A 15,462-nucleotide genomic window follows, 5' to 3' on the forward strand; every position below is an offset into this window, starting at 1 on the left:
GCATGCCGTCGTGGAATATTCCTCAGTCACAGAAAAGTATCGGGGTGTTTGATTCCGGTATTGGCGGACTGACGGTGGTGCACGCGCTGATGAAGCATCTGCCGCATGAGAACATCACCTATTTCGGTGATACGGCACGCGTGCCTTATGGCAGCAAATCGGCGGAAGTCGTGAGGGAGTACGCGTTTGAAGATACCCGCTTCCTCATGCAGCAGGGAGTGAAGATTATCGTTGTCGCGTGCAACACCGTTTCAGCTGTTGCCATCGACGATCTCAAGTCTCATTTCGATATCCCCATCGTCGGCATGATTCAACCAGGTGCTGAAGCGGCTTGCAATGCGAGCAGGAATGGACGCGTCGGAGTGATCGGAACATACGCGACCATCGGCAGCGATGCCTATCCCCGCGCCCTGCGTCATTGCAATGACACGTTCCATACGTTCTCGGCAGCATGTCCCCTCTTCGTTCCACTTGCGGAAGAAGGGTGGGGATCTCACCCGGTATCCGCGCAGATCGCAGCGGAATATCTTCAACCCATCAAAAAAGAACAGATAGATACGCTCATCCTCGGTTGTACTCATTATCCCATCCTGCGTGATGTTATTCAACGCACGATCGGCGAGGAAGTATCACTGATCGATTCCGGTGAAGCGGCCGCAATTGAAGTTGAACGTCTGCTCCGGGAAAGCGATTTGCTGAACGCATCCGCACATCAACCAAACTATTCATTCTTTGTTTCCGATGTTCCGCAGCGCTTCAAACAGCTCGGGGAAATATTCCTCGACAAAGCCGATCTCCGCGTAACCAGAGTGCATCTCGCGTAAACGGACGAAGCACTTCCCTTGCGCCGTTTTCCCACCTGCCATGACCAGAACGCAAAGCCCTCCCATCCTGTGACGGTATTTTTTCCACAGGGCAGAAATCGCTAAATTTATCACGACTTGTTTTTACAAACCGGTTTTTTAACGGTTTGGTACACCTGAAAAACGAAGCAGAGTTGCTATTATGAGTGCAGAAGAACACGGAAAGAAACGCGATTTTCTTTTCGAAGAATTTGAAGCAGCTACAAAAGAGCGCTGGCTGGAACTGGTGGAGAGAGATCTCAAGGGAGCGGATTTCGACAAAAAGCTGGTATGGGACAGCTATGAGGGATTCAAGGTGCAGCCCATGTATTTCCGTGAAGAAAACGCGGAATTGAAACATCTTGGCAGCATGCCCGGTTTTCCTCCATATCTGCGCGATGCGCGCTTGACGGGAAATACCGAAACCCCGTGGTCTATCATGCAGACGCATGCCTCCAGCGCGCGTAATGAACTGCGCAGGGAGGTACAGACGGGACTGCAGGGCGGAGAGACGCGCGTGGGATTGCGATTCCATGAAGCATTGAGACGGGGTACGGCCATTGAGCAGATGCAGGATCTGCCGGAAGGCGGAGCCTGGATCACCGACCTGGAAGAGCTGCGTGAATTTCTCGAAGACCTGCCATCCTTTGAAGGACTGGATATCGATGCGGGCCTTTCCTCACCGATTCTGCTTGCTGCAGCCCTGGAAGCGGGATGTCGGAACGTACATACCGCAATGGATCCCGTTACACAGCTTGTAGAACGGGGAGAATCCGACTGTTCGTTCGACACGGCCTGTCGCCTGATGCGCGACAGTGTGCAGGCGGCTGGGGCATCGGGAAAATCACATCGTGTCATCAGTGTCAGCGGTGAAGCCTGGCACAACGCCGGCGCGAGCGCGGTGGAGGAAATCGCCTGCGTGCTGTCCACTGCCGTCGAATACCTGCATCAAATGCAGGAGCGGGGTATGAATGCAACAGCCACTGCGTCACGCATGCGATTCACCTTTCCGGTGGGAAGTACGTTCTTCATGGAGGTCGCCAAACTGCGCGCCGTACGCGCACTCTGGTCCCGCGTCACGGAAGCTTTCGCCATCGAGGATACGGAATCGGCACGCATGTGCATGCATGTGCGGAGTTCGCGATGGACGCAGACTGCGTACGATCCGTATGTCAACATGCTGCGCGCAACGGTGCAGGCAATGGCCGGAGCAACGGGCGGAGCGGAGAGTATCGATATCGCACCCTTCGATGAGGTGGCGGGTACTCCCGGACCGTTTTCCCGCCGAATCGCACGCAATGTGCAGATTATCCTTCAGGAAGAAGCACACCTCGCGCAGGTCGGAGATCCGGCAGCAGGTTCCTATTACGTGGAACATCTCACCGATTCAATCATGCAGCATGCATGGACGCTGTTCCAGGAGATTGAACAGCAGGGCGGCATCCTTTCCGCGCTGGAAAACGGAAGCGTGCAGGAGCGCATCAGGAAAACAGCAGAAAAGAAACGGAAGAATATTTCACGCAGGAAAGATGTCATCGTCGGTACGAATCAGTATCCGAATCTCTCGGAGAAACCGCTTCCGACTCCGTCCACATCCCCTGTTTCAAACGAAGCACTGCAGCGAGCATACAAAGAGAAATGCGACGCACGCGGTCCACGTGATGTGCAGTTACAGAAACTGGGCGAGCTGCTGCGTGAGGACAGCGGAAACAGCATCGATGCAATGCGCACCGCATTGAATGAAGGAATCACGGTGCCTGAAATTCTTGAACTGATTGTCTCCGCATCAGCTGATACGACGCAGGTAACCCCATTGCCGCCCTTCAGAGCGTCAGAAGAATTTGAGCGTCTTCGCGGCACGGTGGAGCATATGGAGCGGAAACCACGCGTGTTCCTCGCTACCTATGGTCCCGTCGCCTGGAGCCGCGCGCGCGCAACCTTCGCATCAGGATTTTTCGGTGCAGCGGGCATGGATATCATCGACAACCTGGGCTTCGAATCCCCTGTGGAGGCAGCGGAAGCAGCACTGCAGCAGGATGCAGATATCCTCGTTGCCTGCAGCGAAGATGCCCGGTATGCAGAGAGCGTACCTGAAATCCTTCGCATCGTGCAGGAAAAGAAGCCCGGCATGCTCGTCGTTGTCGCTGGAAATCCGGCAGACGATGTTGCTGCGCTTACCGAAGCGGGCGTGCACGCCTTTGTCCATGTCAGATCCGACGTGGGCGAAACGCTTGCAAACGTTCTCCAGACACTCGGAATTGAAATTTCATAAGGCAGGAATACACCGTAATGAAACCTGATTTTTCCAGCATTCCATATATGCAGACGAGGGACGGAGCGCACGGCATCGCTGACTGGGAAAAAGCACTGCGTGCGAAGGACAGGGACGCTGCATCGTTGCTCTGGAATACACCGGAGCATATCGATGTGAAGGCCCTGTACAGCGAGGAAGATCTTGAAGGACTCGAACACCTGGATTTTGCTTCCGGTATTCCGCCGTTTCTGCGTGGTCCGTACAGCACGATGTATGTATCGCGTCCATGGACCGTACGTCAGTACGCGGGCTTTTCCACGGCAGAAGAATCGAACGCCTTTTATCGCAGGAATCTCGCGGCGGGACAGAAGGGGCTTTCCATCGCCTTCGACCTGGCGACGCATCGCGGATACGATTCCGACAACCCGCGTGTGATCGGTGATGTCGGCAAGGCCGGCGTGGCCATTGATTCCATTCACGACATGCGCATTCTGTTCGATCAGATTCCGCTCGATAAAATGTCTGTCTCCATGACGATGAATGGTGCTGTTCTCCCCGTGATGGCACTCTATATCATTGCCGCGGAGGAACAGGGTGTGAGCATGGAGCAGCTAAGCGGCACCATTCAGAACGACATCCTGAAAGAATTCATGGTGCGGAACACGTATATCTATCCCCCCGCACCGTCCATGCGTATTGTCTCCGATATCATCGCCTTCACCGCGAACAACATGCCGCGCTTCAATTCGATTTCCATTTCAGGATATCACATGCAGGAAGCAGGCGCGACCGCGGATATCGAGATGGCATATACGCTGGCGGATGGACTCGAGTACGTGCGCGCAGGAATCGATGCGGGACTCAGCATCGACGCGTTTGCACCGCGTCTTTCCTTCTTCTGGGCCATCGGCATGAATTTCTTCATGGAGATCGCGAAGATGCGCGCCGCACGCATGCTCTGGGCAAAGATCATCAAGCGTTTCGATCCGCAGAATCCAAAATCCATGTCGCTGCGCACGCATTGCCAGACATCGGGATGGAGTCTGACCGAACAGGACCCGTTCAACAACGTGACACGTACCTGTGTGGAAGCACTCGCAGCGTCGATGGGTCACACGCAGTCGCTGCATACCAATGCCCTCGATGAAGCCATCGCATTGCCGACGGATTTCTCAGCCCGCATTGCGCGCAACACACAGCTGTTCATCCAGGATGAAACCGCGGTGTGTCGCAGCGTCGATCCCTGGGCGGGTTCGTATTACGTCGAACGCCTCACACATGAACTGGCGCACAGGGGGTGGACACTGATCGAGGAAGTCGAGCAGCTCGGCGGAATGACGCGGGCGATTGAAGAGGGACTCCCGAAAATGCGTATTGAGGAAGCGGCCGCCCGGAAACAGGCTCGCATCGATTCCGGAAAAGATGTCATCGTTGGTGTGAACAAGTACCGTCTCGATGAGGAAGACCCGATCGATATTCTCGAAGTCGATAACAGTGCCGTGCTCGAGGCGCAGAAACGCCGGCTTGCGCGGTTGCGCCAAGAACGCGATAATGCTGCTGTCGAAGGTGCGTTGCAGCAGGTGACCCGCACGGCCGAAGGCAGCGGAAATCTACTCGAAGCCTGCGTGAATGCCGCGCGTGTCGGAGCAACCGTCGGCGAAATGTCCGACGCCATGGAAAAAGTTTTCGGAAGGCATCAGGCTGTGATCAGATCCATATCAGGTGTGTACTCGAGTGAAGCGGGCGACGACGACGATTTCGTTGCCGCACGGGCGCTTACTGATCAGTTCGCGGAAAAGGAAGGTCGCCGTCCCCGCGTCATGATTGCGAAGCTGGGACAGGACGGCCATGACCGCGGTGCAAAGGTGATCGCCACGGCCTTCGCCGATCTCGGCTTCGATGTTGATATCGGTCCCCTGTTCCAGACACCGGCTGAAGCAGCACGGCAGGCGGCGGAGAACGATGTGCATATCATCGGCGTCTCCAGCCTCGCTGCGGGACACAAGACGCTGGTGCCCTCGCTGCTTGAAGAACTCCGTGCCGTGGGACGCGATGATATTCTCGTCGTCGTCGGAGGTGTCATACCTGCACAGGATTATGAATATCTCTACAAGAAAGGTGCCGTCGCCGTCTTCGGTCCCGGTACCGTTATTCCTCGTGCTGCGCAGAAGCTGATGCATATCCTGCTTGAGGACTGACAGCCGGAATTCTGTAAATCTGTAACGTCACCTGTGATGCGTTCTGCTGTGCAGGTGACGTTTTCTTTTTTTCGTTGAATATGAAATATCGAATGAATACACTGTAGTGTTGAATCCAGCTACGCCTTACAGTGATGAAGGGATAGAGTGATGCATACCACTTCCCGAAACATGATCGTTACCACACTGCTGCTGTACCTTGTTACCGCCAGTGTGCAGTCGCAAACAATCTCATATATCATTCCCGACATCGGCAGTCCGGGAATGAACACGCTGGTGGAATTCATCGGTCCACACGACGCTGTCGGAAATTTCGGCAGCGATGGATTGTACATGAATAATCCGGGAGACGCCCTGCGCCTGCGCTGTGTGAACCCGGGAGACAGCAACACGGTGATCATTGGTCCCTTCGTCGTTTCGTGGGATGGACGCATGATCTCAGCGCAAATCTTTGTCAATCCAGACGCGAATCCCCCGAGCAGCAACTGGCAGACCGTCGGCCTCCAATACCAGATTCCCATCGAGTTCGTACGCAACGGTTCGGCCGGGAATGCGGAAATGTTTTACGTGGTGCGGCCGCAGGCGGCGATCGTGAAATCAGGTGACGGAACGCTTGGCAGCGGCGGAAGCTGGGGCCTGCGTTCGCCCCGCGGCGCAATGATTGTCGACAGTCTCGTGCTCATGGGAGACAACTATGATGTCTCGCTGGTGGATCCCGATCTGACAGCGGATGGAAACCAGGGAAATCTTCCTGTGACGATTATCTCCCGCGGTCCCGTCCGCATGGGCAGCAACACCACGCTTTCCGTGGATGCGAACGGCAAGCACGGGGGACCCGGCGGTGGCGGTGGTGGGGGAAGCTTCTGCGATTTTACCGGTGACGGCTCCGATGGCGGAGATGGTTTCACCGGTGGGGGCAGGGGTGGAAGAAACAAATCCGGAAATCCTTTTGGCAGTGACGCGTACCGCAATCCCGGTATCGGCAGTGGTGCGCCTGTCGGAAACACAGGCGGAAGCCTCAACGGTGTGTCCGGCGGAACCTCACCGGCACATGAAGCCTCAGGCGGGGGAACGGGACACCCGTTCGGTACCTCCGGCGAAGGCTGTTCAAGCGGTTCGGGCTGCAATCCTCCCGGCGGTTTCGGCGGTGGAAGCGGACAGCAGCAGCTGCGGGACGGTGGCGGCGGTGGATACGCGACCCCGGGCGTTTCGTCCAACAACGGTAATGGCGGGCAGGTACATGGCAATGCCGCCATCATCCCGCTTGCGGGCGGTTCGGGTGGAGCCAGCGGAAACCCGCAACTGGGTCTGGCCTGCTCGGGCGAAGGCGGCGGCGGCGCGGGAGCACTGAAGCTTTCGGCACCCAGCATGGAAACCTATCACTTTACGGCCTTCGGGGGGTCGTCTGGAAACGGCAGCAGCACGGACGGTGGTGCAGGTTCCGGTGGGGCCATTCATATCGGAAGTAAACTGCTGTCCTCCGTGTGGAAGATAGAGGCACCGGGAGGTCTGGGTCCTGGAAAGTTCGGCGGCGCAGGACGCATACGCATGGATGGTCCCCTGGGATGGACCAGCGGTGGATTGCCGGTTGAAGAAAGCATGTTTACCGGTCCTTCAACCGATACGTCGACTTTCGTTCCTCGCACATTCACGCTCACGGGAACAGGCAATGGCGAGGACATTCACCTGTATATGAAATCCGATCGCACGCAGTGGGCAGAGATTGCAGTGCTCAGCGGGTATGGAACGGACTGGACGCATGATATCACCCTGACGGACGAAGGCTATTATTACCTTGCCGCGCTGCAGACGAATCCCTCAAGTTCTTCGGCGCAGTTCACCGCGAGTCCGGCATACATCCCGTCACAGTCGGCCGCGAATATTTTCATCTTTCGTCCCGTACCCGAGATCGCAGCAGCGGTTCCTCTCACGATGCCCGGACTGCGATGCGAGCAGAGCATGCTCGACACGGTGATCGTAGAGAATCTGGGCGACGGGACACTCAACATCAGTGCCGCGGACTTTGCTTTCGGCGACCGTGGTTTCACACTGGTTGAGCCGGCGGGTTTTCCCGTGGATATCCTGCCCGGTGGAATGCGTGCATTCATTGTTCGTCATGACAGAGTTGCCGGGAGCAGGGGGGTGATCACCGATACTCTGAAGGTGACCAGTAACAGTCCGGGTGCCAGTCCGTTCACCATCCCCGTCAGCATCACCGTTGATGTCGCGGAATTCATGTTTGCGTCCAGCGCACTTGCCTTCCCGGATATACTGCTCTGTGAGGGATCGCAGACGGACACCTCCATTGTGCTTACGAATACCGGCACCATTCCTCTTCGTCTTGAACTGCCGGTGATTGACAACACGGCCTTCATTCTTGAATCCCCGCAGCCGACGGATTTCCCGGTTACGCTGCAGCCTGATTCCACACTCGAACTTCAGCTGCGTGTCGATCATGCAGCTGCCGGCACGGAGACCGGTACACTGACGCTGCGGTCCGTCGCTGAAGATTGCGCGTTTGCGCAGCAACTCGACCTCTCCGCCTCGGCGCGCAACGCGAATCTCTTCGTCGGCACGATCTCGCCTTTTTCCACACTGCAGTGTCCGGGTGAAAGCACGGACAACACCATGCTGCTGCGCAATGATGGTGAGGTGCCCATCACGGTGACAACGCTGTCATCGACGCTGCCGCAATTCACGGTGATATCACCTCTGCCTCCGTTTTCTCTGGATGTGAACGAACAGGTCGTTGTGATCGTGCGCTTTGCACCGCAGGCTGCGGGACAGTATAACGGTGCGCTATCCATTGTGGCCGATCCCTGCGCAGTGACAGAAAGCCGGGTGCTCACCGGCAGCGCAGACTCTCTCAATCTCGTCGCGCGTGCAATGGATTTCGGTCTGCACCGTGCTTCAACGCTTCCCGCAACAGCGAGCACGACATTGCACAACACCGGCAGCGTTCCGGTGACGGTCAACTCCATGCTGGATATCCCGCCGTTCAGGGTTACCGGGGGCATCCCGGTGACGATTGCGCCCGGTGACAGCGCGGTGATTGACCTGGAGTTTGATGATCCGGGTGCGGATGGAACGTATGTCGCGAGGCTGCCTGTCAACCATGCACCTGCATGCAATACCATGGCGCTGGATGTACAGGGACGCGTCGCAACCGCACGCGTCGTCGTCAGTACCGATACGATCGTGGCTGAACCTTCGGAGGTGATAGAACTCCCGATTTACCTGAGCAATGCCGAGAACCTGCAGCTCTTCGGAGCGACGTCCATCACGGTGAACCTGCGCTACAACGCCAGCCTGATGGTGCCGCTCTCCGGTGAGCAGGGAAGTATCGTCGGGGACGAACGGGTTCTCCCGCTCGATCTGCCCCTGGTTACCGATGCAAATGGCGTTGCGATGCGCGTACCCTTTATGGTTACGCTGGGCCTTACCGACGAGACACCGATTCTGATCAGCGATGTCATCGTCGTGGGTGGTCAGCTGACCGTGGTTGTTGAGCATGGACAGCTGACGGTTGAAAATATCTGCCGGGAGGGAGGAGATCGCTTCTTCGATGGTTCCGGGCAGATATCCCTTGAGCCCAACAGGCCCAATCCGTTCAATCCGACAACGGAAATCGCGTTCGAGATTATCGAAGCGGCACCGACGCAGCTGCTTGTATTCGATGCGCTCGGGCGACGTGTTGCAACGTTGCAGGACGGCCTGCTCGCACCGGGAAAATACATCCGTCGTTTCGATGCCAGCGGACTTCCCTCGGGTGTCTATTTCTCGGTACTGAAAACGCCTACGGTCACCCGTATGCGGCGCATGCTGTTTGCAAAATAAATAGGTGTGCATGTGCGTGGGCAATCCGGACACGACGGTGATATCCATGGTGATTGCTTGCAAAAAGCGCATTGTTTCCCGAAATTGTGCCTTCCGCTCGAGTGGCGGAATTGGCAGACGCGCTGGACTCAAAATCCAGTGGGGTAAAACCCGTGCCGGTTCGATCCCGGCCTCGAGTACGACAGGGGCTCCGAATTATCGGAGCCCTGTTTTATTTCCAACGACAAAGGCTCCGTGATTGCGGAGCCCTTCTTTTTTCCCCAGTGTTGTACCTGTTATTTCTCCCAGCGGACGGCCACTGAACCCACCCCCGACTGAAGCTTCATCAGTACCTTGTTTTCACTATCGGCGAAGTTCTCCGTTCTGTACACGTTATCGCTGTGCTGCACGAAATGGTACATCTTTTTTGAACTCAGCCAACTGTCGCTGGTCAGCGCCTTTGCACCGACATTTTTCGGCAGCGTGATCACGAGCGAACCCACACCGACGTCAGAGCTGATCCGTGTTCTGCGTGGCAGCGCACCGGTGCAATCGAGCTGGTATTCTCCCAGTCCCCCTTCAAAGTCGAGATGTCTGAAACGGAGATTCCCGATATGGCGTGTGCGCACCGAACCGACGCCCGCTGAAATGGAGACTTCGTCGATAATTTCCCGGTTGGGTCGGTCAGCGCTGATTCTCACGGAGCCGGCACCGGTTTCGAGTTCGAGTCCCCGTACGTGAATCCCTGTAAAATCCAGTGACGCACGCCCCGCGCCGAGCGTGATATCAAATCGAATGGGAACATCGTTATTCATCGCGAGATACCAGGTGCGCGAAGACTGTCCCTGAAACAGACAGGCCAGCGCGTTCATATCATCACCATCTTCCGTATTCAGATCCAGCGTCAGATAGCCAATGCCATTTTCGACACGGTAATCAATGTCGACATCAGCGTACTCTTCCTCTTCTTCACTTTTTTTCTCGCGAAGCTGGAGAAGGGCGTTGCCATTGCCGCGCTTGAGGTACAGCGTCCCGAATCCGCCATTAATTGTGGCCACCACTTCACGTGCGCCACCGAGCTGCACGCTGCGTGCGCGTCCTTCCTGCGCCTGTGCAACAATGAGTGGCGGAAGCAGCAGCGCAAGTGTGAACAGCAGGATGCGGTCGATATTTCTTTCTGTACCTGTCATTCCGTCTCTATTGTACGAAAAAATTCCGTTTGAGTTTCGCTCATGTTTCCCATCGCATTGATTTGCAGAATGGGGTTTCGTAAGTTTCAATAATAACAAGTTCAGGAGCATGTTACCTCAACTGAAACTTGACACATCGGCCGTTGCGGACCTCCTCACGGGCTTCGTTCGCAACGAGATTCACCGAACAGGTATCACACGCGCGGTTATAGGACTCTCCGGTGGTGTGGATTCCGCCGTATCCGCATATCTGACTGCTGAGGCGCTCGGCGCAGACAATCTGCTCTGCGTCATGATGCCATACAGCAGCAGCAGTGCAGACAGTCTTTCGCACGCGCAGCTTGTCGTTGACCGGCTGGGTATTCACAGTGAGACGGTGGATATCACGCCCATGGTGGATCCGCTTATAGCGACGGACCCCGAAATGTCCAATGTCCGCCGTGGCAACATCATGGCGCGTGAACGGATGATCGTGCTCTACGACAGATCCTCACGTGAGAGAGCTCTCGTCGTCGGTACCGGAAACAAGACGGAGATGCTGCTCGGGTACAGTACCTTGTTTGGCGATTCCGCTTCCGCTGTCAATCCCCTCGGTGATCTTTACAAGACGCAGGTATGGCAGCTGGCCCGGCATCTCGGTGTTCCCGATGAGATCGTAGACAAAGCCCCGAGCGCTGATCTGTGGACAGGACAGACGGATGAAGCCGAGCTGGGGTTTTCCTATCAGCAGGCCGACGAGCTGCTGTATTTCATGATTGATGAGCGCATGGATGATGCGCAGTTGAAAAAGAAAGGGTTTGAATCAGAGCTCATTGAAAACGTGCGACGGATGGTACGGCGCAACCAGTTCAAGCGTGTGCCTCCGCTCATCGCCAAGGTGGGTTATCGAACCGTGAACGCGGATTTTCGCTATCCGCGTGATTGGGGCTCCTGAACGAAAGGGGTCTGCCGTCTGCGCAGGATGTTTTTCACACACAACCGTGGAAAAGGATATGTTCGAACGCAAAATTGAAGAGACCATCGCTTTCCTGCTGAAGGAAACCATCGCCGACCAGGAAAACATTACTTCGCGGCAGATTTTCGCGTCCGATGTACCCGATGCATTGAAACGGATGTTCGAGCAGGATGTGGATATATGGCTCAAGGAAGAAGAAGAACGGCTTCAACAGTCGCCGCATTTCCGGTATGAAGATAGTGCCGTGACCGAGCTGTTCGACGGTATTCTTTCTCATGCACGTGAAAACGCGGTCTTTTCCCGCGAAGAGTATGTTCACACGCTCGAGAAAAACATCAAACTTCTTTTCAATTATCTCTGTCGGCCGCAGTGGACGCTGCACAAGTATCTTTTTGCGGACAGGGAAAACGCGTCGACGGATGATATCATCGACGGCCTCCGGTATTTCTGGGATTACGAGTATTACCCGGTGATTCTCCGCGAGTATTTCTCGAAAAAGGATCTGACCGTGATGCAGGAACGCAAGTTCAGCGAACTCCTCGGTCATGTCGACAGCGAGATCGTCCGCAGTTTCGACAGCCGCAAACTTGCGCATCTGACTACGCCGCTGTTCAACCTCTTTTCCATGGGGAGCAAGGCGGAAGAGAAATTCGTGCCCGTCGAAGCGCTCTCGATTTTCTTCGATGACAAAAACCTCTCCTCCATCGTTGAGCGACTCGACCGTGAGAAGGAGCAGCGCGAACAGATCACAATGCACGACCTGGTCATGCTCATCAGTGAAGTCGATTTCACCATGAGCTACGATATCTCCACAATTGTCAATCAGCATGTCCATCAGTCAGATGTTATGAAGCCGGAACGGAATATCACTGCCGGAGAGGATTTCGAAGTTCCGAAAATCGTTACCCCGGAACATGAAGAGGAAAACCGCCGGGAGATCGGTGAGGAAGAATCCGACCTCGATTTCGTGATCACCGATGAAGAGGATGCCGTTGTCGAGCAGCATTACGACAGCATTCCCTCCATGGAAGACGATCTGCTTCTCGAAGAAGAACAGGATGAGGAAGGACTCTCCGACGACCAGCAGCTGGCAAGCGATGAGTACGAGGACACCGTACCAGCGGATGCAGAAGACGACGATGTCGTGGAGCTGGAAGACGAAGCGTATATCGATAATGACGACCACCTGCAGGACGAGCTTCCTTCGGAGAATGAGGAGTACGAAAACGCGATACTCGAAGAGGATGAGGAGCTTCCGGAGATCGAAGACTACGATTCGACGGTCGAGACCATTCTCGATATCGAGCAGCAGCTTGAGGAGCAGGATACCATTCCGGAGATGACGCTGGAGGAGGAAGAATCGGAGATGGAAGAATATTCGCTCGTTGAAGAAGAGAGCGACGCGATGGGAATGGGGGACCTTTCTGGTAGATCTTCAGCTTCCGGCGATGATTCCTCGTCATCCTTCCTCGATGAACTTCCCGATCTCTCGCTTGATGAGGATGAAGATGAGGTATCCGAGGAAACTTCGGATGACGCTTCTCCCGAAGGAGAGACATCTCTGAAGCTGGAATCCGAAAGTACGGAACTGGAGATTGACTGGGACAAGGAAGTGGAGGACATCCCGGATGTCGATCTCGAGGATGTCGAAGAGGAAGAGAAGGCATTGCCCGATGACAGCATCCCGGGCATTTCACTGGAAAACGAAGATCAGCTGAAGCCCGCAGAAGAACTGCTCGGTGAGTTGGATCTTGATGATCTCGATGATATGAAAAATTCTTCCTCCGGCGGCAGTGCTGATCGCAGGAATGATATTCCCATTGTCGAAGACCCCGTGGATCTTGACAGCGGCAGTGATCACGCAGCAGAAGAAAAAGTCGAAGCTGCGCCCTCTCGTCCCGCCGAAGAAGTCATTGCGGAATTTGGCGACCTGCGTCAGCAGATCTCCGCGGCGGACAAGAAGAAATACGTCAAGAAACTGTTCAAGAAAGAAGATGATGCGTTGGACAGAGCGCTGGCCGCACTCAACGGCAAAGGCACCTGGCGCGAGGCATCCGAATATATAGACGAACTCTTCATCAAATACGACGTGGACATGTATTCACGTCTTGCCGTCAAGTTCACGGATGACGTGTACAAGCGGTACATCAACGAGAAATAACCTGTGTTTGTAGATCAAGTTACCATCACCGTGCGCTCGGGCAAGGGCGGTGCGGGGTGCGTGAGCTTTCGCCGTGAGAAATTCGTTCCGAAAGGCGGACCTGACGGTGGCAATGGCGGACGTGGCGGCGATGTCGTCCTCGTCGCCAGCAGCCAGCTCCACACCCTGCTCGATCACCGGTACAAGCGAGAATATGCAGCGCCGGACGGTGCCCCGGGAGAAGCGTCGCGCCGCAGCGGGAAATCCGGCAGCGATCTGCGCATCGCGTTGCCTGTCGGAACGATTGTGCGCGATGCCGAAAGCGGAAAGATGCTCGTTGACCTTGTGGAGGACGGGCAGGAATTCATTGTGCTACAGGGCGGAATCGGCGGCCGCGGCAATGCGGAGTTCGCCACGGCGACCAACCAGGCGCCACGCCGTGCCGAAACGGGGAGGCTGGGTGGCGAAGCCGTACTGTCTCTCGAATTGAAATTACTGGCGGATGTCGGACTTGTTGGCTTTCCCAACGCGGGGAAGTCCACGCTCATCTCTGTCATTTCCGCTGCGCAGCCCAAAATTGCCGACTATCCGTTCACGACGCTGCAGCCTAATCTCGGAATTGTGCGATACCGCGAGTATGACAGTTTTACCGTGGCGGATATGCCCGGTCTCATCGAAGGCGCCCACGAGGGCAAGGGTCTCGGACATCAGTTCCTCCAGCATGTTGAACGCACCCGCGTTCTTGCTGTTCTCATAGACTGCATGTCCACCGACTATCCCGCCGATATCGACATCCTCCGTCATGAACTGACGAACTACAGCCAGGAGCTCGCCATGAAACCCTGGTTCATCGCGGTTTCGAAAACGGACGTCGCAGATGACGAGACCAGGGAGCGTATCGAAGAGCTCTCTGCGCGGTACGACGTTACGGTGCTCTCTTTCTCCTCTGTAAGCGGGGAAGGCGTCTCTGCATTGAAGGACTTGATGTGGCGCATGATCACCTGACAGGCAGGAAAACCCTCTCGGTGCTTGGCGGACTTTCGGCGTTACTCGTCGCAAGTGTGCTGATTGGTTTACGCGTAGGCGCATACGATATTTCCCTTCCCCACATTTTTCATCTGCTTTTTCAGCGTACACCCTCTCCCGCAGAAGCTTCCGCCTATGCTGTGCTTCACGACATCAGGCTGCCGCGCGTGCTGCTCGCACTGCTGGTCGGCGGGGGACTCTCGGTTGCCGGCGCCGTCTTCCAGGTGCTTCTGCGCAACGTTCTCGCCGATCCATACATACTCGGAATATCCGGCGGCGCATCCGTCGGTGCGCTCGTGGCCATTGCCACGGGACTCAGTACCGTCGCACTGTTCGTACAGCCCTTGTTCGCTTTTGTCGGCGCCGTCCTTGTCGTACTTATTGTGTATGTCGTCGGAAGCCGCGGACGTGTGCATGACAACACACTTCTGCTCACGGGGGTTATGATAGGCGCATTTCTCTCCGCAATTATTCTCGCGCTCGTATCGACGCTCGATCGTCCCCTGCGCAACGCACTGTTCTGGCTGATAGGTTATCTCGGGAATGCCACCATCGATGAGGTTCTTCTGCTTCTGCCCGTGGTGTTTATTCTCGTCGTCGCGGCAATGTTCCATGCGGGCCGACTCAATGTACTTGCCCTCGGAGCAACAGCCGCTCAGCATCTGGGGATATCCGTGCGGTCCACCACACTGCAGCTCTACATCATCGCCTCGCTGCTGACCGCGGCAGTCGTCAGTTTTTCCGGCGCAATCGGTTTTGTGGGACTCATTATCCCGCACATGTGCCGGCGGCTCTTCGGTCCGGATCACCGGCTGCATATCCCCGCGAGCTTTCTCAGTGGTGCGGTGTTTCTGATAATTTCCGATATTATCGCACGCAGCGTGATTTCTCCCTCAGAACTTCCTGTGGGAGCTGTTACCGCAGCTCTCGGTGCTCCCGTATTCATTTATCTGCTGCGAAGAAAATCCTGACCTTATCCCTTGATTTTTAGCATCAGATATCCATAACTTTGTAGTTCTGTAAGGAATATCATCAAAAGAC

The 15,462-nt window shown here is 55.7% G+C and carries 9 protein-coding genes and 1 tRNA gene; 9 read left to right on the plus strand and 1 reads right to left on the minus strand.

All coding sequences use genetic code 11. The features are described from left to right. Nucleotides 1-2 precede the first annotated feature (2 nt). From murI to KQI65_02570, 5 genes are all read left to right on the plus strand, one after another. Entirely contained in the window at nucleotides 3-824 is an 822-nt protein-coding gene (gene murI / locus KQI65_02550) for a glutamate racemase (protein ID MCB2203603.1), read from the plus strand. Between the two features lie 181 nt (nucleotides 825-1,005). Further along, nucleotides 1,006-3,114, plus strand: coding sequence for a methylmalonyl-CoA mutase subunit beta (locus KQI65_02555; protein ID MCB2203604.1), 2,109 nt, complete (start codon nucleotides 1,006-1,008; stop codon nucleotides 3,112-3,114). 47 nt (nucleotides 3,115-3,161) lie between these two features. Continuing rightward, nucleotides 3,162-5,294 carry a methylmalonyl-CoA mutase gene (scpA, locus tag KQI65_02560; protein ID MCB2203605.1) on the plus strand — a complete coding sequence of 711 codons (2,133 nt, stop codon included), beginning with the start codon at nucleotides 3,162-3,164 and terminating at the stop codon, nucleotides 5,292-5,294. Between the two features lie 150 nt (nucleotides 5,295-5,444). Next, nucleotides 5,445-9,131, plus strand: coding sequence for a hypothetical protein (locus tag KQI65_02565; protein ID MCB2203606.1), 3,687 nt, complete (start codon nucleotides 5,445-5,447; stop codon nucleotides 9,129-9,131). A 95-nt stretch (nucleotides 9,132-9,226) separates the two neighbouring features. Next, nucleotides 9,227-9,310, plus strand: a tRNA-Leu gene (locus tag KQI65_02570). 96 nt (nucleotides 9,311-9,406) lie between these two features. On the opposite strand, the gene KQI65_02575 is transcribed toward KQI65_02570, so the two are convergent. Continuing rightward, nucleotides 9,407-10,300 carry a hypothetical protein gene (locus tag KQI65_02575; GenBank protein MCB2203607.1) on the minus strand — a complete coding sequence of 298 codons (894 nt, stop codon included), beginning with the start codon at nucleotides 10,298-10,300 and terminating at the stop codon, nucleotides 9,407-9,409. Between the two features lie 109 nt (nucleotides 10,301-10,409). Here KQI65_02575 and KQI65_02580 point away from each other — a divergent pair, with 109 nt between their 5' ends. From KQI65_02580 to KQI65_02595, 4 genes are read left to right on the plus strand one after another with little or no spacing between them, the layout of a single operon-like run. Further along, nucleotides 10,410-11,234 carry an NAD+ synthase gene (locus tag KQI65_02580; GenBank protein MCB2203608.1) on the plus strand — a complete coding sequence of 275 codons (825 nt, stop codon included), beginning with the start codon at nucleotides 10,410-10,412 and terminating at the stop codon, nucleotides 11,232-11,234. A 58-nt stretch (nucleotides 11,235-11,292) separates the two neighbouring features. After that, nucleotides 11,293-13,416 carry a hypothetical protein gene (locus tag KQI65_02585; protein MCB2203609.1) on the plus strand — a complete coding sequence of 708 codons (2,124 nt, stop codon included), beginning with the start codon at nucleotides 11,293-11,295 and terminating at the stop codon, nucleotides 13,414-13,416. A 3-nt stretch (nucleotides 13,417-13,419) separates the two neighbouring features. After that, on the plus strand, nucleotides 13,420-14,400 hold the full coding sequence (gene obgE, locus KQI65_02590; protein ID MCB2203610.1) for a GTPase ObgE: 981 nt from the start codon (nucleotides 13,420-13,422) through the stop codon (nucleotides 14,398-14,400). Next, the gene (locus KQI65_02595; GenBank protein MCB2203611.1) at nucleotides 14,382-15,392 is read left to right on the plus strand and encodes an iron ABC transporter permease; all 1,011 of its coding nucleotides are present in this window, start codon (nucleotides 14,382-14,384) and stop codon (nucleotides 15,390-15,392) included. The genes obgE and KQI65_02595 overlap by 19 nt, the downstream gene beginning before the upstream one ends. The last annotated feature ends 70 nt before the right edge of the window (nucleotides 15,393-15,462 follow it).

This window comes from bacterium (assembly GCA_020444325.1).
Classification (GTDB): domain Bacteria; phylum Bacteroidota; class Ignavibacteria; order SZUA-365; family SZUA-365; genus BM516.